Source organism: Archangium violaceum, from assembly GCF_016887565.1.
In the GTDB taxonomy this organism is placed as follows: Bacteria; Myxococcota; Myxococcia; order Myxococcales; family Myxococcaceae; genus Archangium; species Archangium violaceum_B.
In genome coordinates this window covers 13,164,156-13,185,454 of sequence record NZ_CP069396.1, presented here as the reverse complement: position 1 = coordinate 13,185,454, position 21,299 = coordinate 13,164,156, and the positions used below count along the sequence as shown (strand labels likewise).

The 21,299-nt window shown below is 70.3% G+C and carries 23 protein-coding genes; 10 read left to right on the top strand and 13 right to left on the bottom strand.

The genetic code is table 11. The features are described from left to right. Positions 1 to 9 precede the first annotated feature (9 nt). Positions 10 to 2,646: a hypothetical protein gene (locus tag JRI60_RS52700; RefSeq protein ID WP_204223723.1), complete on the top strand. Its 2,637-nt coding sequence runs from the start codon at positions 10 to 12 to the stop codon at positions 2,644 to 2,646. Positions 2,647 to 2,694: 48 nt separating this feature from the next. Here the strand turns inward: JRI60_RS52700 and JRI60_RS52695 are convergent, their stop codons facing one another. Continuing rightward, positions 2,695 to 3,444 carry a hypothetical protein gene (locus tag JRI60_RS52695; RefSeq protein ID WP_204223722.1) on the bottom strand — a complete coding sequence of 250 codons (750 nt, stop codon included), beginning with the start codon at positions 3,442 to 3,444 and terminating at the stop codon, positions 2,695 to 2,697. A gap of 226 nt (positions 3,445 to 3,670) precedes the next feature. Between JRI60_RS52695 and JRI60_RS52690 the strand changes: the two genes are divergently transcribed. Genes JRI60_RS52690 through JRI60_RS52680 form a run of 3 tightly spaced genes read left to right on the top strand, consistent with a single transcriptional unit; the run spans position 3,671 to position 6,040 of the window. Next, entirely contained in the window at positions 3,671 to 5,341 is a 1,671-nt protein-coding gene (locus JRI60_RS52690) for a hypothetical protein (protein WP_204223721.1), read from the top strand. A 37-nt stretch (positions 5,342 to 5,378) separates the two neighbouring features. After that, positions 5,379 to 5,621 (top strand): hypothetical protein, encoded by a 243-nt coding sequence (locus tag JRI60_RS52685; RefSeq protein ID WP_204223720.1) that lies wholly within the window; start codon positions 5,379 to 5,381, stop codon positions 5,619 to 5,621. 29 nt (positions 5,622 to 5,650) lie between these two features. Then, a complete protein-coding gene (locus tag JRI60_RS52680; protein WP_204223719.1) occupies positions 5,651 to 6,040 on the top strand; it encodes a hypothetical protein in 390 nt (129 codons plus the stop codon). 10 nt (positions 6,041 to 6,050) lie between these two features. Here the strand turns inward: JRI60_RS52680 and JRI60_RS52675 are convergent, their stop codons facing one another. From JRI60_RS52675 to JRI60_RS52665, 3 genes are all read right to left on the bottom strand, one after another. Further along, positions 6,051 to 6,584 carry a GNAT family N-acetyltransferase gene (locus tag JRI60_RS52675; protein WP_204223718.1) on the bottom strand — a complete coding sequence of 178 codons (534 nt, stop codon included), beginning with the start codon at positions 6,582 to 6,584 and terminating at the stop codon, positions 6,051 to 6,053. Between the two features lie 128 nt (positions 6,585 to 6,712). Continuing rightward, a complete protein-coding gene (locus JRI60_RS52670) occupies positions 6,713 to 7,315 on the bottom strand; it encodes a short chain dehydrogenase (protein ID WP_204223717.1) in 603 nt (200 codons plus the stop codon). A gap of 218 nt (positions 7,316 to 7,533) precedes the next feature. Next, positions 7,534 to 8,589 carry a hypothetical protein gene (locus tag JRI60_RS52665; protein WP_204223716.1) on the bottom strand — a complete coding sequence of 352 codons (1,056 nt, stop codon included), beginning with the start codon at positions 8,587 to 8,589 and terminating at the stop codon, positions 7,534 to 7,536. A 369-nt stretch (positions 8,590 to 8,958) separates the two neighbouring features. On the opposite strand from JRI60_RS52665, the gene JRI60_RS54930 reads away from it, so the two are divergent. Continuing rightward, positions 8,959 to 10,080, top strand: a complete 1,122-nt coding sequence (locus JRI60_RS54930; protein WP_204223715.1) for a general secretion pathway protein GspE — start codon at positions 8,959 to 8,961, stop codon at positions 10,078 to 10,080. On the opposite strand, the gene JRI60_RS52655 is transcribed toward JRI60_RS54930, so the two are convergent. From JRI60_RS52655 to rpmH, 8 genes are all read right to left on the bottom strand, one after another. Then, positions 10,045 to 10,629 carry a Uma2 family endonuclease gene (locus JRI60_RS52655; RefSeq protein ID WP_204229487.1) on the bottom strand — a complete coding sequence of 195 codons (585 nt, stop codon included), beginning with the start codon at positions 10,627 to 10,629 and terminating at the stop codon, positions 10,045 to 10,047. The genes JRI60_RS54930 and JRI60_RS52655 overlap by 36 nt on opposite strands. A 94-nt stretch (positions 10,630 to 10,723) precedes the next feature. Further along, positions 10,724 to 12,157, bottom strand: coding sequence for a tRNA modification GTPase (locus JRI60_RS52650; RefSeq protein WP_204223714.1), 1,434 nt, complete (start codon positions 12,155 to 12,157; stop codon positions 10,724 to 10,726). Between the two features lie 102 nt (positions 12,158 to 12,259). Continuing rightward, positions 12,260 to 12,490: a hypothetical protein gene (locus JRI60_RS52645; RefSeq protein ID WP_204223713.1), complete on the bottom strand. Its 231-nt coding sequence runs from the start codon at positions 12,488 to 12,490 to the stop codon at positions 12,260 to 12,262. Between the two features lie 34 nt (positions 12,491 to 12,524). Further along, the gene (locus JRI60_RS52640; protein WP_204223712.1) at positions 12,525 to 13,322 is read right to left on the bottom strand and encodes a hypothetical protein; all 798 of its coding nucleotides are present in this window, start codon (positions 13,320 to 13,322) and stop codon (positions 12,525 to 12,527) included. Continuing rightward, positions 13,319 to 15,169, bottom strand: coding sequence for a membrane protein insertase YidC (gene yidC, locus JRI60_RS52635; RefSeq protein WP_204223711.1), 1,851 nt, complete (start codon positions 15,167 to 15,169; stop codon positions 13,319 to 13,321). The genes JRI60_RS52640 and yidC overlap by 4 nt, the downstream gene beginning before the upstream one ends. 13 nt (positions 15,170 to 15,182) lie before the next feature. After that, a complete protein-coding gene (gene yidD, locus JRI60_RS52630) occupies positions 15,183 to 15,401 on the bottom strand; it encodes a membrane protein insertion efficiency factor YidD (RefSeq protein ID WP_204223710.1) in 219 nt (72 codons plus the stop codon). Beyond that, on the bottom strand, positions 15,398 to 15,799 hold the full coding sequence (gene rnpA, locus JRI60_RS52625; RefSeq protein ID WP_204229486.1) for a ribonuclease P protein component: 402 nt from the start codon (positions 15,797 to 15,799) through the stop codon (positions 15,398 to 15,400). Before rnpA ends, yidD begins: the two co-directional genes overlap by 4 nt. A 13-nt stretch (positions 15,800 to 15,812) precedes the next feature. After that, positions 15,813 to 15,965, bottom strand: a complete 153-nt coding sequence (gene rpmH, locus JRI60_RS52620; protein WP_002621386.1) for a 50S ribosomal protein L34 — start codon at positions 15,963 to 15,965, stop codon at positions 15,813 to 15,815. A 372-nt stretch (positions 15,966 to 16,337) separates the two neighbouring features. Here rpmH and dnaA point away from each other — a divergent pair, with 372 nt between their 5' ends. The 5 genes from dnaA to JRI60_RS52595 all read left to right on the top strand — a co-directional run bounded on the left by dnaA (position 16,338) and on the right by JRI60_RS52595 (position 20,732). Further along, positions 16,338 to 17,693 carry a chromosomal replication initiator protein DnaA gene (gene dnaA / locus JRI60_RS52615; RefSeq protein WP_204223709.1) on the top strand — a complete coding sequence of 452 codons (1,356 nt, stop codon included), beginning with the start codon at positions 16,338 to 16,340 and terminating at the stop codon, positions 17,691 to 17,693. Between the two features lie 180 nt (positions 17,694 to 17,873). Then, positions 17,874 to 18,284, top strand: coding sequence for a hypothetical protein (locus tag JRI60_RS52610; RefSeq protein WP_204223708.1), 411 nt, complete (start codon positions 17,874 to 17,876; stop codon positions 18,282 to 18,284). 148 nt (positions 18,285 to 18,432) lie between these two features. After that, positions 18,433 to 19,059: an NAD(P)-dependent oxidoreductase gene (locus tag JRI60_RS52605; protein WP_204223707.1), complete on the top strand. Its 627-nt coding sequence runs from the start codon at positions 18,433 to 18,435 to the stop codon at positions 19,057 to 19,059. Positions 19,060 to 19,218: 159 nt separating this feature from the next. Beyond that, complete coding sequence (locus tag JRI60_RS52600) at positions 19,219 to 20,097, top strand: alpha/beta fold hydrolase (protein WP_204223706.1); 879 nt, start codon at positions 19,219 to 19,221, stop codon at positions 20,095 to 20,097. Then, positions 20,094 to 20,732: a hypothetical protein gene (locus tag JRI60_RS52595; RefSeq protein WP_204223705.1), complete on the top strand. Its 639-nt coding sequence runs from the start codon at positions 20,094 to 20,096 to the stop codon at positions 20,730 to 20,732. The genes JRI60_RS52600 and JRI60_RS52595 overlap by 4 nt, the downstream gene beginning before the upstream one ends. On the opposite strand, the gene JRI60_RS52590 is transcribed toward JRI60_RS52595, so the two are convergent. Next, positions 20,701 to 21,213: a secretin and TonB N-terminal domain-containing protein gene (locus tag JRI60_RS52590; RefSeq protein ID WP_204223704.1), complete on the bottom strand. Its 513-nt coding sequence runs from the start codon at positions 21,211 to 21,213 to the stop codon at positions 20,701 to 20,703. The two genes, JRI60_RS52595 and JRI60_RS52590, sit on opposite strands and share 32 nt — an antisense overlap. Positions 21,214 to 21,299 lie beyond the last annotated feature (86 nt).

The window sequence follows — 21,299 nt, the reverse complement described above, 5'->3', positions numbered from 1 at the left end:
GAGGGCGCCATGGCGGGGGAGATCGTCTACGAGCGGTTGATCGCGGAAGCCGAGGCCTGGCCGTTCCTGTCGCAGCGGGGATTCCAGCGGGGCTCGGTCGTACTGGGACGGGTGGCGCCCGGGGTGCTCGACCCGGCGACGAGCGCCATGGCTCGCGAGCTGGAGGAGCACCTGAGGCTTCGTGCGCGCGGGCTCTCGCTCGAGGTGCTCAACGGAGTCCGGGACCATGCGTGGTTCGGCGCGGGGGGCCCGGGGGACGGCACCGGGGGTCCGAACGTCTCCCTGGAGGCGTACCTGTACCGTCTGGCGTCCTTCTACCTCGAACCAGCCGGAGCCTCGGTGCGCCTGCGCGAAGCGGCCCATCCCTCACGCACGGACGCCGTGGCCCTCATCGCTCTCTGGCGGTGGATCTCCCTCCTCCTCCCGCCGGACCTGATGATCTCCTCCCTCTACTCGCTCGGTGGGCAGGAGCCACCGGCCAATCGCGTGAGTCTCGTCAGCCCCCAGCTCGCCCAGGTGCTGAACGAGCCCGTCGCCGAGACGCACCTTCACGAGAAGGCCGCCTTCTCGTTCTCCCAGCTCTGGACCTCGTGGATGGGATGGTTCCTTCGCGAGGGACCTCGACCGGGCCGGACGCCCCCGGCCCCGGACGAGGCATGGCCCTTTGGAGGCCAGACGACCTTCTTCTCCCTGTTGCTGGCCGCGGCGATCACTCGCACCCTCATGGCGGGCTACCTGCTGCGCCTCGAGGCGGGCCGGGGACAGTCTTTCGCCGCTTTCTGCCGTGAGGCCATCGAGCGCGCCATCTCCCGTCACGGGCATCCGGTGGGTCAGGTCGAGCGCCAGCACTGGTGTGGTGCCGCCCTGCGGATGCTCCTGAAGGGCTCGGGCGGCCCTGGACTGGCCGAGCTCGGTCACGTCTACCGGCTGCTGGTGGGCCGGTACGACCATCCGCGCCCCGGGAGCCTCGAGCAGATCTACGCCGCGGACCCCATCGCGCCGTGGATGCCCGGAGTGCCGGGCAAGCTCCTGCCCGAGACGCTCTTCGCCACGCGCGCGCAGCGAGCCATCCGCTCCGGCCTGGCGGACGCGGACTTCCAGCGGTTCTTCTGGCAGTACCAGCGCGTCCGTTGCCGTGCCTACGCCTTCCTCGTCCTGGAGTCCGGAACCGCGGGCCTCGACTGGTTCCAGCGCTTCTTCGGTCGACTCAAGGCGCTGCGCGGGGACCTGGACTCCACGCTGCTGGATGCGGCCCTGGAGCATGAGAGCGCCGATCTGCGCCTGGGTGCGCTGGAGTTGCGGCGGACTCCCCCCGAGACGTGGATCCAGGTCTGCGGCGACGTCCAGAAGCTGGTGGAGGGGAGCCTTCGCTTCCACCGCCGGCACGATGCTGGCGCCGACTTCCGCCCTCCGGAGATTGGCCTCACCTACCACTTCCTGAAGGAGCGCATCAACGCACGGCACCCGGAGCGGCGGCTCCACGCCGACCCCGAGGGGAATGGAACGGGCGTGCGCTTCGGAGACTGGTTCGCGGAACAACGGCGCCGCGCGCAGGCCCTCGCGGGAGCCCTCGAGCGCTTCCCGAGCATGCTCCTGTTCATCCGCGGGCTGGACTTCGCGAGCACCGAGTTGTCCGTCCCCTCCTGGCCGACGCTGGGCATCCTGGCGGAGACCCGGCGCGCCTCGGTCCATGCGTCACGGGTGCTCGCCTCGCGAGAGACGATTCCACCCCTGCGTGTCACCTATCACGTGGGAGAGGATTTCCGGCGCCTCGTCGAGGGGCTGCGCCGCATCCACGAGCTGGTCGAGTTCGGTGCCCTCCAGCAGGGGGACCGGATCGGCCATGGCGTCGCGCTGGGCGTGGATGTCGGTGCCTGGGCTCGCCATGCGCGGATGATCCACCAGCCCGCGGAGGAGCGGATCGACGACCTTCTCTGGGAGCTCGAGCGGTACCAACGGGGGAACCTCGATGGAGGAACCGCCCGCCGGGAACGGGTCCGCGCGGAGCTTCGACGGCTCCTGCGCGACGTCTATCTCGACCCCACGCCCGACCTCGACATGTACCTCGAAGCCAGGAGACTGCGGCATTCCCCCGCCATCGTGGAACGGATGGGCTATCCCCGGCGTGTGGCCCCGGGCTCCGACAGCCGCCATCCCTCGGATGCATTCGAGGTGCTCCGGAGGTACCTGACATCGACGGTGTGGTTCCGGCGTGGCGAGCAGCCCCTCGACGTCCGCCTGGACGACTCCGAGATGGCCATGCTCACGGAGGCCCAGCGGTGGCTGCGCCGGTTGCTCGGGCGCATGGAGGTCACGGTCGAGAGCAATCCCTCGAGCAACCTCCTGACGTCGGACATGGGCGTGCTCGGGGAGCATCCCGCGTTGCGGCTGACACAGGGGCCCTCCGGGGACACGCCCCTGCTCGTGTCGATCAACACGGACGACCCCATCACCTTCGCCACCCGGCTCTCCGACGAATACGCCTATCTCTACTTCACCCTGCTCCAGAACCACACGGCCCAGGAGGCACTGGCGTGGGTCGAGCGGGTCCGGCTCGCGGGGTGGCGATCGCGGTTCACGTTACCGGCCAGTGCGGATGGGCAGCTGCTCCAGCGCCTCGCCGCGCGCTGGAGGAGCGTCCTGTAGTCACGAGACCCGTCGAGCCACGGAGTGCGGCCGAGCCACGAGCGGAGCTCAGTTGGGGTCGGTGATGTCTTCCACCCAGCGGAAGGTGACGCGGTCACCACCGGTGAGGCGCTCGGCGAGGTTGTGGAGCACGTAGGTATCCTCGCGCGTGCCGGAGGATTGGGTCTTGGAGAAGACGAAGCGCGAGCCCGGGTTGAGCGCGACGTCGGCCCACTGCGAGTTGGTGTTGCAGCCGGCGGTCTGGGGGTCGGGCCAGTTGCACCAGGACTGACCGTTCTGGTTCCACACGGTCCAGTAGTCCACCACGCCGGTGAGGGCCACCTGCTTCCACCACTTCACGTTGGGGGCGGACTCCAGACGGAACTCGATGCCGTCCGGGGCGGTGGCGTTGTGCTCGATGGAGACGTCGATCAGGTCTCCACCGGGGAGCAGGACGCGATCGGTGTACGTGTAATTGCAGACCCGACACCCGACCGGATTGATGTCGGTGGGAGAGGGGCAAAGGGACTGGTAATAGGACGACTGGTTGTAGACGTAACAGTCCCTGCAGGTCCTGTAGAAATACGAGGAGCAGATGTTGTAGCCCGAGCCCGTCCGGGAGAAGTCATCCCAGACGATGGTGTAGGGCAGCGTGGACTGGGCGAAGACGTCCGTGGCCTGCTTGGGAGCGAGCTCCTCCAGGGCGGTCTCGGCGCCGGACGAGGCGGAGTCCCGCGAGGGCTCCGTGTCCGAGGGACCACACGCAACTCCCGCCATCAAGCCAGCAGCCAGTACCGCGGAGGCAATCCGATTTCGCATGAACATTGTCTGTCTTTCCCCCTCGACGCCTGGGACAGGCGCTCCACAAGGGGGGCGCGCAAGGTAACCGGCGCTTGTCGGCTTTTCAACGATTCTTCGGATGACGGGGTCGCACCCGGGGGGGCCCGGGGATTCACTCCGAGTCAGCGCGGGCTCTAGAATGGATGGCCGCTCGAACCCCGGAGACGCCGGATCCCCGCGCTCCCGGGCGAGCCTGGAGCCCCGTATGGTCAGCCGAATTGGTGGAGCAGGCAACGGTCCGCAGCGTCCCGCGGGAGTCGACGAGGGGCCGCAGCAGCCCCGGAAGACGCAGGACGCGACGAAGCCCGCGCCCACCACGAGCACGGAGTCCTCCGGCGCGAGCAACCGCACCGAGAACCGGGCGGCCCAGAGCACCTTCGAGGGCACGGCCCCCGCGAAGCCCAGGCCGCAGGGCCCGGACGAGTCGGCCGCCATCCAGAAGGATCCGAAGTTCAAGCGGCTGGATGACGGGCTGGAGAAGGAAATCCTCGCGCGGATGGACAAGCTCAAGGGCAACCCCATCGCCCAGGACAACCTGTCCGACCTGGTGAAGAGCGATGGGTTCTCCCAGCTGAGCCTCACCCACCAGCGGCAGATGCTCGAGACGCTGGACAAGGCGCCCAGCAACCGCCAGCTGGCGCACGGGCTGAAGGATCTCGCCGGGGACGCCAACTTCCGCAAGCTCAACGCGGACACCAGCACGCATCTGCTGGGCGCGCTGGGGAGCCACCCCAATGACATCAACGCCCAGAAGAACCTCACCGCGCTCGCGCTGAGCCCGGGCTTCGGCCAGCTCAACCCCGCGCACCAGAAGCAGGCGCTCGCGGCGCTGGACCGGGCGCCCGCCGACGCGAAGCTGCTGCAGGATGTCCAGGGCCTCACGGGCAGCGCCTCGTTCCGCAACCTCAACGACGCGGTGAAGTCCACGGCGCTCGAGCAGCTCGCCCTGCACCCCAAGAACGACCCGGCCCGCGACACGCTCGTGCAGCTGGCCGGCTCGCCCGGGTTCCAGGGCCTGGCCGATGCCGACAAGCAGAAGCTCCTGCGCTACGTGGGCGGCACCAACGTGGAGATCTCCACCCCCGCGCGCCAGGGGCTGGACACGCTGATGAAGTCCGACGCCTTCAAGAAGGCCGATGCGGCCGGGCAGCGGACCCAGCTCCAGCAGTTCCTCACCGACCAGCCCGCGACGCCCGGCCTGGTGGACACGCCGGCCGGCACCTTCGACACCAAGCGCCTGCCCTACAAGCTCACCGGCCCCTCGGACGTGAAGGACTTCGCGTTCCGCTCGGGCAAGGCGGACGCCATCAAGTACGAGGTGGAGGTGGACGGGAAGAAGATCCCCGTCTTCATGCCCAAGACGCCGGACAAGTCTGCCGGGGTGATTCACAGCATCGACGAGGTGGCCAAGGGGCTCGCGGCGCTGCCGGCCTCCAGCCGCGCGCTGGTGAAGCAGGTGGTGGTGGACGGCAAGCAGAACCCGGACGACGCCTACTGGGCCAAGACGTACAACGACCCCAACTTCCGCTCGTACATGACGGCGGGCGCGGAGGGGAGCATCACCGTCTACCCGAGCCAGACGAAGATGACGCAGGACTACCTCGACGGGACGATGATCCACGAGACGGGTCACACGCTGTCGATGCAGAAGTGGGGGAGCCAGGACAGCGACAAGCGCTGGGACGACTGGAAGGCGGCGGCGAAGAGCGACGGGCTGGTGGCGTCGGGGTACGCGAAGGCGTCGCCGGGCGAGGACTTCGCCGAGACGCTACTCATCTACCAACAGGCGAAGGGAACACCCCGCGAGGCCGAGTTCCGGGCGATGATGCCGGAGCGATTCAAGATCATCGATGAGCTGCTCGCCGGGAAGCGGTGAGAGTGTGGAGAGCGTGGAAGGAAGAGGAGCCCAGCCCATGAGCGAGCCCAAGCACCCCGGAAGCATCCAGTACATCGACGGAAAGACGCAGCAGGTGACGCAGACCGTCGACATCGCGGAAGTGCCCGCCAACCTGCGTTTCGCGGAGACGCCCGAGGGCCTGGTGCCCGTGGTGAAGGTGGTGGCGCTCCAGGAGGGAAACCAGCGGATCATCCGCGAGTACGGCCCGGAGGGGCAGTTCCTCCGCTCGACGGTGCAGGTGCGGCCGCCGTCGAGGTGAGCGCCCTGGACTTGGAAGGGAGGAGCCGCGTGTGTCCGCCGCCGGTCCGGGTGCTGCTCGCGAGCCTGGTGCTGGCGGCCTCCGGAGGCGCGGCGTGTGCGCGGTCGCGCGCGGCGAAGGGGCCCGAGGTCGAGCCGGGCACCTACAACGGCCGGCCCGAGCGCTACGTGGGGCTGCTGCAGTTGCAGGTGGGGGAGGACGGGAAGGCGACGTTCCTCAACGTGGTCTCCGCGCACCTGCCGCCGGTGGAGCTGGAGCGCCGCGAGGTCCGCCTGGAGCCGGGGCCGGAGGGGCGCCTGTGCATGGAGCCGGCGCCGGACTCGGTGGAGAAGTGCCTGACCCGAGCCGGAGATGGGGCGCTCGTCGTGGTGACGCGCCCCGAGGGTCACTCCATCCGGCTCGAGCGCGTGCCCCGGTAGGGCGGACGCGTCACCGTCCCGAGTCTCCGAGCAGCTTGTAGTAGACGACCGTGGGGACGAGGACGCCACCGGCGATCTCCGCGTACTGGGGAATCGAGCCGACGCGAATCCAGCCCAGGGACTGGTAGAGCTGCTCGGAGGGCTCGCCTTCGCGGGTGTCGAGCACCAGGGTGGTCTTCCCACGCTGCCGGGCCCGCGCCTCCACGGCGCGCATGAGCGCGGCTCCGACGCCCCGGCGGCGGAAGGCGGAGTGCACCAGTACCTTGGACACCTCGGCGCGGTGACGGGCGTTGGCCTTGTCCGCCTCGACCAGTTGGGCGGTGCCGGCGACCTTGCCATCCACCCAGGCCAGGGCGAGGCCGCGCGAGGGAGAGACGAGCTCCGCCACCACATCCTCCCAGTAGGCGCGAGCCTCGGCGGCATCCAGGGGCGGCAGGAAGCCCACGGAGGCTCCGGTGTCGACGGAGTCCCTGAGCAGTTCCACCAGGGCGTCCAGGTGGGACGCGGCTTCGGCGGCATCCAGGAAGCGAATCTCCACGTTCACGCGGGCTCTCCCTCTCGAGGCAGGTCGAGCTATTCAGCTACCCGGAGCGAGGCAGGAAGAGAAGCCCTCTTTCGGGGTGTCGGCGTACGGCGAGCACGACCGGGGGCACCGCCGTCACCGGCTCCGCCTCAGGCGAACTTGCGAGCGTCGAGCACCTGCCCGTTGCCCTTGCCCTCCACGCTCTCCACGTAGGCACGCGCCACCTGGGCCGCGGGCATGCCCGGCACGCCCTTCATCCCGAGCGCCGCGAGCGTCTCGTTCACCCAGGGCGGGCTGACGACGTTGATGCGCACCCCGCGCGGCATCTCCAGTGCCGCCGCGCGCGTGAAGCCCTCGAGCGCCGCGTTGACGAGCGCGATGGCGGAGGTGCCCGGCATCGGCTCCTGCGCGAGCACGCCGCTGGTGAGGGTGATGGAGCCCCCATCGCGCACGTGTTCGAGCCCGAGCCGCGCGACATTCACCTGGCCCATCAGCTTGTTGCCGAGGCTGAGCTGGAAGTCCTCGTCCCCCAGCTGCGTGAGGGGCTTGAAGGCGGCGGAGCCGGTCGCGGAGATGAGCGCATCGACGGGCCCGACGGACCGGAAGAGTTGGAGCAACGAGTCCTTCGAGGTGATGTCCACCCGATGGGTGCCATGGCTGCGAGCCGCCTCCAGCACCTCGTGGCGCCCCTTGAGCGCCCGCACGATGGCCTGCCCGATGGTCCCCGTCGCACCAATCACCAGGATTCGCATGTGCCGCCTCCATGAGCGTGCGTCCACTGCGTTGCCCCGGGACACGCTGGGTGCTCCCGCCTCGCGGCGCAAATCAGCCCCCTCCCTCCCGTGCGCTGGGCGGGCGAGGAGGCCGTGCGTGCCTACTCCAACAGGTCCGCTTTCAAGACCACCTCACCGTTCGCCGGAACGGAAACGAGGTAGTCGGCCGGAGAGACGCACGCGGGCGTCACCGGGCCTCAGGACTTCATGCCCGGAGTCGGGGACATCCGCTGGTCCATGAGCGTGGCATTCTCCGCGCCGCCCACGGCGTTGAGGAGGGCCTGGCCGCGCTCGTCGACGAGCCGGGTGAACAGCTGCTGGGCGTAGCCGAAGACGACGGCCCAGGAGATGATCTGCGCCGACGTATCGAGCGCGGACAGGCCGGGGATGAACTCGCCGCGCATGAGGAGCAGCCCGAGGACAGCGGTCAAGGCGCCGGTGGGCAGCTTGAGGAGCGCGAGGGCCAGGGGGACGCTGTAGGGGACGGCGGTGCCCCGGAGCTGCCGCAGGCTCGCGGCGGCGGCCACGGCGGCGGCGATGAGCCCCACCAGCTCGATGACGAAGTAGTCCGAGCGCTTCGCGAGCTCGGCGAACATGGGGTCGGGGTCCTCCACGCGCCCGGCATAGGGCTGGCTCGCCGTGGGACAGACGATCCGGTTCTCGGGCTGGAAGCAGATGGGCATGACGCTCGGGTTGACGGCCATGAAGCTCCCGAGCCCGACGGCGAGCAGCGTGAGACAGACGGTGACGCCGTACACGATGTTGCGGAAGCTGCGCACGCGCAGGTACTCGCGCTCCCGCGCCTCCAGGGCGGCCTGGACGGCGGTGATGACGGTCTCGCGCTTCGACTCGGCCAACAGGGGAGAGGCCTGGGCAGCGCGCAGCAGCTCCTCGACCGCCACCCGGCGCGGATCCTGCGCGGGGAGATGCTCCCGGATGGAGGAGATGAGCTCGGGCAGCCGTGCCTCCAGGTCCCCCAGGGGCATGTACCGCAGCATCAAGCAGTGGGCCGCGTGGAGGTTCGTCTCGACGGTGTCGATGAACACGCCGCTGCGGCCCCAGGGAGGCCGCTTCTGGTCGGCGGCCTGGGTGGCCCGGTCGAGGTGTCCGCGCGCCTCCCGGGCCAGCTCCGCCGCGTTGGGGGCCGCGTTGGGACGCGTCGCCATCTCCTGGCAGAGCGCCCTCTGCTCGGCGATGCGGGTCAGCGCTCGCTGCCCCCACGGCCAGGTTCCCATCTGGGCATAGGTACCCACTCTCGCTACACCCACCGTGGTGTCCATGAGCGCCCCCGGGTGGCCCCCGAGCCGTCCCCGATGCGGGATGAGCGAGCCGTGGCCCCAGCATCAAACGTGACCAGCCGTGCACGAGCCGGGGAGAGACGGGCGAACGGAAGCCCACCCCCTCACGCGGACCCCGGCCGTCCGGAAGCCGACACTGGCCGCGTCCCACCCCCGGATTAACCAGACAGCCCATCAAAGGCAGACGGGAACTGGCGCCAACAAGAAAGCACGTGGCGCGAAGGCGGAAGACATGGGACGTGAAAATGTCCTACAGGAATGGACGCCGATGGAACGGGTCCGGGGGGGACCGAGCGTTGCAGCGGCACGCGAGGGGGCCAGCCAATGAGGACGAAGAAGCGCCTGGGGGAAATCCTGTTGGAGATGGGGGCGGTGGACGAGCTGCAGTTGCAGTCGGCCCTGGCCTACCAACGCAAGTGGGGCGTGCCGTTGGGGCAGGTGGTGGTGGACCTGCGCTTCTGCTCGGTGGAGCAGGTGCTGGGAGCGCTGGCGCAGCAGACGGGGGTGCCGGCGGTGACGCTGGACGCGGAGCCGTTGGATGCGAGCCTGGCGAAGCTGTTGCCGCGGCGGCTGGCGGAGATGCACCGGGTGGTGCCGCTGAAGCTGGAGGGCCCGAGGGACACGGTGCTGGTGGTGGCGATCGCCGCGCCGGCGAGCATGCACTCGCTGGACGCGGTGCGAAGCGTGACGCGCAAGCTGCGCGTGGTGCCGAGGCTGGCGACGGACGCGGCCATCTCGCGAGCCATCGCGCGGCTGTACCCGGAGGAGGGCGAGACGGCGAGGCGGCCGGAGCAGGAGGCCATCTCGCTGCCGGAGGCGGACGCGGACATGCAGCTGAACCAGGACTGCATGGCGGCGCTGACGGAGGGAGGACACTTGGAGGCGGAGCCGCTCTTCGCGGCGCGCACCATCGTGCTGCCGGACCTGAACCCGCACCAGGAGGCGCTGGAGCTGCCGCTGCTGGAGCCGTTGGACGTGGAGGAGCTGGCGGAGCTGCTGGAGCTGACGGAGCAGGTGGAGCCGGAGGCGCGGGACACGGAGGGCGCGGTGCTCATCTACGGCTGGGGAGCGGCGGCGGCGGCGGGGCTGGTGAAGGTGCTGGGGGAGGCGGGCTTCGCGGCGGGGATGGCGAGCACGCAGGAGGTGCTGGCGGCGCACGAGAGCGCGGTGGTGCTGGCGCCGCTGCCCTCGCTGGAGGCGCTGGAGCGGCGGCCGAGGGCGCAGCTGCTGGTGGCGGGCAAGGTGCCGGAGCAGGACGTGTTGAAGGCGCAGGCGCTGGGGGCGCGAGGCTTCCTGGCGGCGCCGTTGGACACGGACCTGATGCTGAGGGCGGTGCGCCGGCTGGTGAGCACGGCGGAGGAGGCGCCCCGGCTGCTCGCGGTGAGCGGGGGCGCCCCGGGCCTCATGCCCTCAGCGCACCACCTCCAGGTGCGGCTCGCTGGGTAGCCACAGCGAGGTGAGCTCCAGGGGGAGCGAGGAGAAGGGCTCGGCGCGGACGATGGCGTCGCCCTCGAAGGAGTCGACGAGGAGCCAGCCGCGCTTGACGCGCTGGAAGACCTCGAGCGTGCGGGCGGAGGGATCGACGAGCCACACGTGAGAGACGCCGGCGCGAGCGTAGGCCGGCAGCTTGCGGGTGCGGTCGAGCGCGGCGGTGGAGGGAGCGAGCACCTCGCAGATCCAATCTGGCGCGAGGGTGAGGAACGGCTCCTCGGGAGCTGGGGCCTCGGAGAGCCTGTCGCGGCGCCAGCCGGCGAGGTCCGGCACGAGCACATCACGGCCGAGCCGCAGCTCGGGAGCGCGGAGGAAGCACCAGCGCCCGGACCCACCGCGCCGAGGATCGAGCCGTTCACCGAGCTCCACACCCAACATGAAAGCGGCACGGGCCTGACCTGGCGCCGGCCGGGGCGAAGCCACCAGCTCCTCGTCGAGGATCTCTCCCACCCATCCCATGGGCAGCGCCTCGAGAGCCGAGTACGCCGCCTGGCTGTTGCACATCGGAATCACCCTGTCCTCCTCCGGCTCGAGTGAGCCGGGCAGGGGACGCATTCTAGGGAGGGGTCTGACATCCCCCTGGGCTGGGAGGAGGTGTCTACTTTCCGATGCAGAAGCGCTGGAAGATGGCGTCGAGGAGGGCGTCGAAGACGGAGGTACCGGAGACCTCGCCGAGGGCCTCGAGGGCGAGACCGAGCTCACCGGAGACGACCTCGAGGGAGGAGAAGCGGCAGGCGAGCTGGGCGCGGGAGAGGGCGTCCGCGGTGCGCCGGAGGGCATCGGCATGCCGTTCGGAGACGAGGGCGACGGCGGAGGGGGCACCACCGCCCCACAAGCGGGAGAGGACAGAGGAGCGAAGAGCCTCGACGCCCTGACCTGTGAGTCCACTCACAAGCAACCCATCGCCCCCATCACCCCTCTCCCTCCGGGAGAGGGACGGGGAGAGGGTACGTGTCCCCGGGGTTGAGCCCGAGTCAATCCCCTCTCCCTCTGGGAGAGGGTCAGGGTGAGGGTCTCCCCCGAGGACCACGTCACACTTGCCCGAGACACGAAGAACCGGAGTGGCCCCGGCCTCGAGGAGCCACTGTCGGGCCTCTGCCGCCCTGGAGCCGGGAGGAAGGACGAGCACGGCGAGGTCGACGGAGGCGAGTACCTCACGGGTGCGAGCAATGCCCAGGGCCTCGATGCGCCCGGGAGCCTCACGAAGACCCGCGGTATCGAGCAGGGACACGGCGAGCCCGTCCCACTCGACGCGGGCCTCCAGGACATCGCGAGTGGTCCCGGGCTCGTCATCGACGAGGGCGCGCTCCTCGCCCACGAGCCGGTTGAACAAGGTGGACTTGCCGGCATTGACGGGCCCGTAGAGGGCGACGCGAGCGCCACGGCGAACAAGGCGTCCACGACCCACCTCGGCGAGCAAGGCATCGGCGGAGGCGCGCAGCTCGGCGACACGCGACTCCGCGCCGTCATCGGCGCCCTCGGCCTCCTCGGGGAAATTCAGCACGCCCTCCAGGTCGGCATGGAGGGAACGCAGCGGCTCCTCGAGGGCGCGAACGCGAGCGGTCAGCGCGCCCACGAGGCCAGAGGCGGCGGCACGGACGGCGGCCTCGGAGTCGGCGGCGACGAGGTCGGCGACGGCCTCGGCGCGGGTGAGGTCGATGCGGCCATTAAGGAAGGCGCGGCGGGTGAACTCACCGGGCCCGGCGAGGCGCACGGCGGGGTGCTCGAGGGCCCGAGCGAGCAACATGCGCAGGAGCCTGGGGCTGCCATGGGCCTGGAGCTCGACGACGTCCTCGCCGGTGAACGAGTGGGGTGCGCGGAAGAAGAGGAAGAGGCCCTCGTCGAGCACGGAGCCGGAGGCATCGACGAAGGAAGCCAGGTAGGCGTGGCGGGGGGTGGGGGAGAGAGGGACGCCGGGGGCGAGCAACCGTCCGGCCTCGAGCGCGGCGGGCCCGGAGAGGCGGAGGATGCCCACGGCGCCGGCGGCGGGAGCGGTGGCGAGCGCGGCGAGGGTCGCGGGAGGGGAACTCATGCGTCGGACGTCACGAACACGGACGGGACGAGCCCTGGGGCGAGGAAGCCTCCGGCACGACGGCCACGGGGGCGGCCGTCCCGAAGGCTCCCCGGAGGGAGGTCACTCCCGGGCGCCCTGAGCGGGAGTGGAGCCCCGAGCGGCGCGCTCGACGGCCTCGCGGTTCTCCTCGATGTACTTCTCGACGGACGCGTCCTCCAGCTCGAGGTCCCTGAGAACGCCGGGGTACACGAACTTGAAGGCAGGGGAGTCCTCGTCCCCGCGCAGCCGGAAGCTCATCTTCAGCACGGCCGCGCCGTACAGCTTGTCCTTGAGCGACTTGGCCTTGCCCATTGCATGCCCTTTCGTCGGTGGACCGCGAGGCGGTTCAGCCCTCGAGGTCATCCTCGTCATCGTCCTCCGGCAGCATGCTCCGCTTGGGGAGCGGGGCAGGCTTGGCCGGGGTGAACACGACGCGCCGGTTGCGGCCCTCGCCCTCGCAAGAGACCTTCACACCCGGAACGCCCTCTACCGCCTTCATGACGCGCGCGCGGTCTTCTTGTTTCACGTTAACGAGGGCGTAGAAGCGACCGAGCGAGGCCGACTTCTCGGCGAGCTTGCGAGCCACCTCGCGCAGAGCGGGGTCCTCGGCCACCTCGAGGGAGCGCTCGTCGGAATCGGACGGGCGGGCGGGGGCGGCCGGGGCCTTCTCCTGCCGGGGGGCCGGGGCCTGAGCGCGGGCGGGAGCCTTCTCCTGCCTGGGGGCGGGAGCCTGGGGCTGGGCCCTCGGCTGGGGGGCGGGCTGGGGCTGCGGAGCCGGAGCCGCCGGGGCCTGCGTGGCGGCGGCGGCCTGCTCGCGCTTCAACCGCTCGCTGCGAGGCTCCGGGTGGATGCCCGCGCCCACGAGCACGAAGCGCCGCTCGGTGCCGGGGCGGTGGAGCATCTTGTTGAGGAGGAACTGCATCGAGTCCACCACCTGGCTGCGCTTGCCGGGCTCCACGCCCGGGGGCGGCTCGCCCTGGAAGTGGAGGGCGACGGAGAGGCTGCCATCGCTGGCGTCCTTGAAGTCGATGCGGGCGGGGAAGCCCATCAACCCGAGGATGTCGGTGAGGAGCCGCTCCACGCGGGCGCGGAAGTCCGAGCCATTGCCGGCCGGGAGGGCCTCGGGTGCCTGCGCGTCGCTCACTTGCGCTTGCCTCCCGCGGTGGCCGTGGCCGTGCCCGCCGGAAGCCCGCCGTCACCGCCGCCGCGCTTCTCCAACCACTTCCGCAGGCCGTACTGCTGGGCGATGGAGAGGATGTTGTTGGTGAAGATGTAGAGCGCGAGACCGGCCGGGTAGTTGAGCAGCGTGAGGCTGAAGATGATGGGGACGAACCAGGTCATGATCTTCGCCTGGGTGGGGTCGCCCATCTGCGGCTGGAGCTTCTGGGTGATGATCATGCTGACGCCCAGGGCGAGCGGCAGCAGGTAGGTGGGATCCTTGTAGGTGAGGTCGCGCCAGACGGGGCCGAAGAAGGGCTCCTGGTAGATGTCGTAGCTGTTGCGCAGGGCGGTGAAGAGGGCGAACCAGACGGGCATCTGGATGAGCATCGGGAGGCAGCCGCCGAGCGGGTTCACCTTGGCCTCCTGATAGAGCTTCATCATCTCCATGTTCTGGCGCTCGCGGTCGTCCGCGTACTTCTTGCGCAGCTCCTCGACGCGCGGCTGGAGCTTCTTCATGGCCTCCATGCTGACCATGGAGCGATGGGTGAGGGGCAGCAGCAGCGTCTTCACCAGCACGGTGAGGAGGATGATGGCCACGCCCCAGTTGCCGGTGAGGTTGTGGAAGAACTTCATCACCGTGACGAGCAGCTTGGCGATGGCGGCCCACCAGCCGTAGTCGACCGTCTCACCGAGCTGCGGGTTGGCGGCGACGCTGGTGAGGCCCGCGCTCTGGCGCAGGGCCTGGCCGGGCACCACGTCGAGCAGCTCCGGCTCTTTGGGCCCGAAGTACCCGCCGAAGCGGTACGTCACCGTCTGTCCGGGGCCGGCGGTGAGGGGGAAACTGGCGACGACGGCGCGCGCCTCGGGGGTGCCCACCAGCGAGCAGCGGCCCTGCTGGGCGCCATCCAGCGGGTAGAGCGCCGAGAGGAAGTACTGCTGGTCGACGCCGAAGAAGTGCACCGGGCCGCGCAGCGTCTCGGGGTCGGGCTGACTCTGGTCCGGCCCCAGCTTGTGCTTCTCCTCGCCCACGTGGCACGAGGCGTAGCTGAGGTTGCCCACGCCGCCGAAGAAGGAGGGGGCGTGCTCGGACTCGGGGTTGATGGCGCGGTTGTAGTGCACCGACAGCTCGCCGGTGAGAGGCTGCGCCGAGGTGTTCTTCACCTGGACGGTGTAGGCCAGCTCGAAGCCCTCCTTGGGCCACACGAGCGTCTTCGTCACCTCCCACGGCCCCTGGCGAGCGGTGAAGGTGACGCGGCCATCGCCACTGTCCTCGCTCACCGCGTAGCGGGTGTCGGCCGACAGGGCGGAGGGGCCGTCGATGGAGACGGCGAGCGGCAGGGGCTGGCCGGCCATGGGCTGCGCCAGGTTCATCTGCGGCGGCGGAGGCACCTGGCCGCCGAAGAGCAGCTTGTAGCCGTCGGCGAGCGAGAGGTGCTGCTGCTCGCGCATCTTCTCGCCCTGGAGCACGGCCGAGGACAGGCCCGCGCCCTGCGAGGAGAAGGTGTAGTGCGCCGACTCGCGCCTGGCATCCAGGGTGCGCACCGGCGGAGGCGGCGCGGCGTCGGCATTGGCCACCGCGGGGCCCCCGGCGGACTCACCCCCGGACGGCGGCGGCGGCGCGGCGGCGGTGCCCGTCGAGGGAGCGGGAGTGCCCCCATCCGAGACGGCCGCGACCTGCCCTCCGTCCTGGGCGCCGGCCTCGGGGGGAGTCCCCTTGGGCGCGAAGAAGAAGGTGTAGGCGAAGGTGAGCACCATCGCGAGCGCGAGGGCTGTCAGGAGTCGCCGCTGCGAGTCGGCCGAGTTGGGCGAGAGCGGATCGAGATCGTTCATAGGGAGGGGGAGGTCAAGGCACCGGGTCGAAGCCGCCCGGATGGAAGGGCTGGCAACGCAGGAGGCGCCAGAGGGTGAGGCGGAGGCCGCGAAGGGCGCCGTGCTTCTGGAGCGCCTCCAGGGCGTACACGGAGCAGGTGGGGTGGAAGCGGCAGGCCGGGGGAAGCAACGGCGAGAGGAACCGCTTGTAGAAGCGGATGGGCAACGCGAGCAGGTAGGCGAGCGGGCTCATCGGGCGGACTCCCGGGGGCCTGACGGAAACAGCCTCTGCAGCTTGCGGGTGACTCCATCGAAGGCCCGCGACATCTCCGGGAAGGAAGCGTCCTTGGCGGACTGGCGCACGACCAGGACTACGTCGACACCCGGAGGCCATTGCGCCCGACGCTTGCGGAAGAGCTCGCGCAGGAGCCGACGCAGGCGGGCACGCACCACGGCATTGCCCACCTTGCTGGAAACGGTGAGGCCCACGCGGGAATACGGCTTGCCGTTGGGCCTGGCGAGCCCCAGGAGGCAGTCGGAAGGAATCTTCTGACCACCCTCCTGGACCTCGAGGAACTCGCGCCGCCGGAGCAGGCGGACAGCCTTGGGGAAGCGCTCATCGCGAGCAGGCGCCTGGCCCTCGGCCGTCACGAGCAAGTCCCGGCTACTTCTTGTACGCGGACACCACGAGGCGCTTACGGCCCTTGGCGCGGCGGCGGCTGAGCACGTCCTGGCCCGCCCGGGTGGAGTTGCGCTTGCGGAACCCGTGGGTGCGGTTGCGCTTGATCTTCGACGGCTGGTAGGTGCGCTTGGACACGGCAGAACTCCTGGGACAACGTGGCGCTCGCCCGGGAGGCGGGCACCCTTATCCACGAGACTGAGGAAGGCGGCGCTCGTAACCCGATCTCCCACCCAAGTCAATGTCGGATCACTCCGGGGTGTCCGGACCTGACGGTCCGTCCCGGTTTTGCGCCCCACACCCGGGGTGAAGCGGGGTGGAGGTGGGTGACGGGGGCGAGAACCGACGAGAGGGGGTGGGGGATTCCGCGCCGGGGGTTGCGATCAGGAGGGTGGGTGTAGGGGTGCGAAATCGCTGGGTTTGGGGCGGCAAACTTGATCGCCCTGGGGGGGGCTGTTAGCACGGACGGCCCCCTGCCTGGCGGTTCGCCAGCGCACCGGAGGCCTCTTCGTGAACGCGCTCGCCCGACCTCTGACCCACACGCCAAGTGCCGAGAATCTCTGGGAGCGGATGCTCGACTGCCTGAGGCAGGACAAGCGGGACTATGCCCTGGGGTGGATCGGCCGGATGCAGCCCTTGGAGGTCCGCGAGGGCGTGCTGGTGCTGGGAGTGCCGGACCGGTTCTACCGGGACTGGGTGGACGACCATTACCGGGCGTTGATGGAGGCGACGCTGGCGAAGGTGACGAACGAGGCGACGTCACTGGCGTACGAGGTGGTGGAGGGGCTGGCGCCGGCGCCGACGCTGCAACCCGCACCGCAGGTCAAGTCGGCGGGAGGGGCGAGGCCGCCGCGGTTGAACGCGCGGTTCACGTTCCAGAGCTTCGTGGTGGCGGACAGCAACCAGCTGGCGGCGGCGGCGGCGCACGCGGTGGCGGAGAGCCCGGGGCGGGCCTACAACCCGCTCTACGTGTATGGAGGGACGGGGCTGGGCAAGACGCACCTGCTGCACGCCATTGGCAACAAGATCTGGGAGAGGGATCCGACGCAGCGGGTGGTGTACCTGTCGAGCGAGCAGTTCACGAACGAGTACATCGAGAGCGTGCGAGAGCAGCGGATGCCGGAGTTCCGGAGGAAGTTCCGGGACGAGTGCGACGTGCTGCTGATCGACGACGTGCAGTTCCTGGGACGGAAGGAAGAGACGCAGCGGGAGTTCTTCCACACGTTCAACACGCTGCACGAGCTGGGCAAGGCGATCATCCTGACGAGCGACATGGTGCCGGCGGAGGTGCCCGGGCTGGAGGAGCGGCTGAGGAGCCGGTTCAGCATGGGGCTCATCACGGATATTCAAGAGCCGAGCTTCGAGACGCGGGTGGCGATCCTGCAGAAGAAGGCGGCGCTGGAGGGGTTGGATTTGCCGGACGAGGTGGCGCACTTCATCGCGAGGGCGATCCAGAAGAACGTGAGGGAGCTGGAGGGGGCGCTGGTGAAGGTGAGCGCGATCCACTCGCTGTCGAGACAACCGGTGACGGTGGACTTCGTGTCGCACGTATTGAAGGACGTGCTGCCGACGCGGCAGGTGGTGGACGTGGAGAGCATCCAGCGAGAGGTGGCGAGGTACTACAAGGTGCCGGTGGAGGCGCTGAAGGAGGACCGGAGACACAAGGCGCTGGCGCACGCGAGACAGGTGGCGATGTACCTGAGCCGGAAGCTGACGAAGGGTTCGTTCCCGGAGATCGCGGCGAGGTTCAACAAGGACCACTCGACGGTGATTTCAGCGGTGCGCAAGGTGGAGAAGCTGCGCGAGACGGACGCGGGAGTAAAGCGAGAGCTGGACGAGCTGGAGTCGAAGCTGGTCGGCGAGTAGTGCCCCAAACCACCCCACCCACCAACACCAGCACCAACCCCTCTCCCTCCGGGAGAGGGACGGGGTGAGGGTCTGTCCGAAGAAGTCGAGCCCCCGAGAACCTGACCCATCCAGTGACTTGACTCGTAGTGACCTCTAAGGTCATCCTACGCATGAAGTCAGCACAGGAGGTGTGTGTCGATGGAGAGTTCCACGTCGGTGTTCACGGGCACGAACGAGCAGAACCTCACGCCAGGAGAACAGCGGATCCTGACGCTATTGGACCAACGTCTGGACCGCGTGGACCAACGTCTGGACCGCGTGGACCAGCAGCTCAAGGATCTGACGCGCAAGGTGGAGCAGGAGGCCGCCGACAGCAAGGTACGCGACCGCCAGCTGGCCAGTGATATCCAGCATCTCCGGCAGGAGGTCCAGAAGAGGGATGTGCAACTGCGTGAGACCCTGCACGAACAGGTGAACACGCTCCGGAAAGAGCTCTGCGAGCGTCTCGACCAGCACGGCACGCGCCTGACGATGCTGGAGCACACGGTGGAGCGGAACTGTGAGTCCCTCCAGGAGCTGCGGGAGGAACTGAGGCGGCCCTCCACCTGAGCCCGACACAGTCCTCTCAAGTCCTGGGAAGCCGCTCCCGGGGGTGCCCGTCCTCCCGGTGAGCCCCCCTCACGACGCACAGCGTGCGGACATCCTGGCACCGAGGAGGATATACCCGGGCCCCGGTTCGTACGGAGGAGAGACACCCATGCGGTTGACGGTCTTCGGAGCGACGGGGCGCGTCGGGCACACGCTGGTGCACGATGCGCTGGGGCAGGGGCACGAGGTGACGGCGTACGTCCGCGACCCACAACGACTGGGGCTCAAGCACGGGCGGCTCCACGTGCGCAAGGGCAGCATGGAGGATGGGGCCGCCGTGGCCGAGGCCCTGCGCGGCGCCGAGGTGGTGGTGAGCGCGCTGGGGGCTCGGGACGTGACGCACGCGGTGACGGTGGTGACCGAGGCCACGCGCACCCTCGTCGCGGCCATGAAGACCGAGGGTGTTCAACGGCTCGTCACCGTGGGCGCGGCCGGACTGCTTCCACACCCGGCCGGAGGGCTCACCGGGGAGCACGGCCTGCCCCCCTTCCTGCGTCACGCCTTCGAGGACCACCGGGGCGCGTTCCAGATTCTTCAGGAGAGCGGCCTGGACTGGGTGGTGGTGTGCCCGCCCGTCATGCCCAGCGGCGTGAAGACGGGCAAGTACCGCACGGCCGTCGAGTCCCTCCCCACGGGAGGCCGTCAGGTCTACGCCGAGGACGTGGCCGACTTCACCCTCAAGGCGGCCACCGGCAACGAGCTCCACCGCGTCCGCGTGGGCATCGTGGGCGACTGAGCCAGCGACCTCCCGGGCGCGTTTTCCGGCAACTGGTCCGACAGTCGGACCAGTTCGCGCGCAGCGAGCCCGGAAGGTCCCCGTGCGCCGGGCCTGGCGAACCACGCCCCCGGCTCTTACACAGGGGCCCACCATGAGCCCTGCCCGTGAGTCCCCCGCATGACGCCCGCCCCCGCGCCCCTCGTCCTGCTCTCCCTCTGGCTCGTCCTCTCCGGCTGCGCGCTCCCCGCGCCCGAGTCCGGCCAGCTGCTGCGCTCCGAGCCCACTCCCATCGCCGAGGCCCTCTTCCAGGTGCGCGCCCGCCACACGGACCTCGTCCCCGTGCGCGTGGTGTTCCCCTCGGATGACCAGGGCCGCCCCGTCCGGCCCTCGGAGGGCTCGCGGCTCCCCGCGCTCGTCTTCCTCCACGGCGGCTTCGTCGCCCCCGAGGACTACCTCTGGCTCGCCGAGGCCCTCGCCTCCCGCGGCTTCGTCGTCGCGCTCCCCTCCCACCCGCTCGGCCTCGCCCTGTCCGCCACCGACAATGGCCGCTTCGCCCGGGAGCTCCTCACCTCACCCCCCGAGGGCTCCCTCCTCCAGGGACTCGTGGACCCCGCCCGCATCGCCGTGGCCGGCCACTCGCTCGGCGGTGTCGTCGCCAGCAAGCTCGCGCTCGATGGGGACTTCGCCGCGCTCGCCCTCCTCGCCAGCTACCCCGATTCGGCCGACGCCGGGCGTGTCCCCTCGCTCGCGGTGCCCTCGCTCTCGCTGGCCGGGGAGCTCGACTGCACCGCCCCGCTCCCCCGAGTCAGCGACGAGGCCTCCCGTCTCCCTCCCCCCTCGGTGTTCGCCGTCCTCCAGGGCGTCACCCACTACCAGTTCACCGTCAGCGACCGGAAGGACGTGACGGGCGGGTGCACCCCCGCGACGCCGCTCGACGTCGCCCACGAGCGCATCGCCGAGGTGCTCTCGCGCTTCCTCCTCGCCGCCCTCGCGGGGCGGGGCACCGGCGCCGATGACATCCGCCAGGTGCCCGGCACGGAGGTGACCGTCCCATGAGGGCCCTCGTCTTCTCGGGTGCGCTGCTGCTCGCCCCACTGGCCGCCGCCGAGGCCCCCATCCTCACCGCCCGGAGCCGGGTGGATGACTCGCGCCTCTCGCTGTTCGCGGGGCCCCAGGGTGTCGGCGTGGGCTTCCTCCTGGCCCGGCCCGCCGGGCCCGACGTCCGCCCCACCGCCTTCGGCGGCGAGCTCTTCGTCCACCCGGGCAGCGGCGTGCTCGAGCTGCGCGGCGCGGGGCAGTGGCGGCTCGGCTCGGGCGAGGGCGCCTTCTCCGCCTCGGCCCAGCTCGGCCTCACGGCCCTCGGCGTCGTGCGAGGCCCCGCCGACGTGGGCCTCGGGCCGCATGGGGGACTCTTCGTGGGCCTCGGCGGCCCGCGCCTCGAGGGCTTCCTCGGCGTCCAGGCGGGAGCCGAGGCCTTCCTGCGCACCGGTGGCCCCCGCTTCCCCGTGCGCACGGTGCTCGGCGGGCGCGGACGGCTGGGACCCGTGGGCCTCACCCTCACCGCGCGCGCCGGCATGGACCTGGAGCACGACCTCTACGCCACCTGGCGCGGCGACGTGCTGCTCTCCCTCGACTGGTACGGCCGCTTCCCCCCGGACGCTACGGAAGCCTCGGCGCCTCCACGTCCGTGATGATGAGCGTGTTCGTCCGCGCGTCCACGCTCACGCTGCCCCGCGGTGACAGCACCGCCTTCACGTGCGGCACCAGGTCCGACGCCCTCGCGTAATTGACGGGGACGAGGAAGGTGCGCAGCGGGGCCGACTCCTCCCGGGCCTGCTTCAGCTTCACGCGCGCCTCGGCCTCCTCCTGGAGCGTCTTGAGCGGCGCCACCCGCAGGATGTTGCCCCGCTGCTCCATCCCCAGCCCGTGCGAGGCCAGCACCACGTCGAGCGCCTCCGTCCACGGCACGTTGCGCAGCGTGAGCGTCACCGTCCCCTTCACGTCCTCGGACACCACCAGGTTCTTGCGCCCCACGTCCGCGAGCATCCGCAGCACGTCGTGAATGCTGGCCCGCGTCACGTCCAACGAGATGCGCCGGGCCTCCTTCGGCGCGGCCAGGGTGGGCGTGGCGGCGAGCGCCAGCGCCAGGAGCACGACTCGGACATGCCTCATGTGCGGTCCTCCGGCGGAACGGACGAGCCAGTGTAACCCCGTGTCCCCACGGCCTCACCCTGCCTCCCGCCCTCCCGGGTAGGACA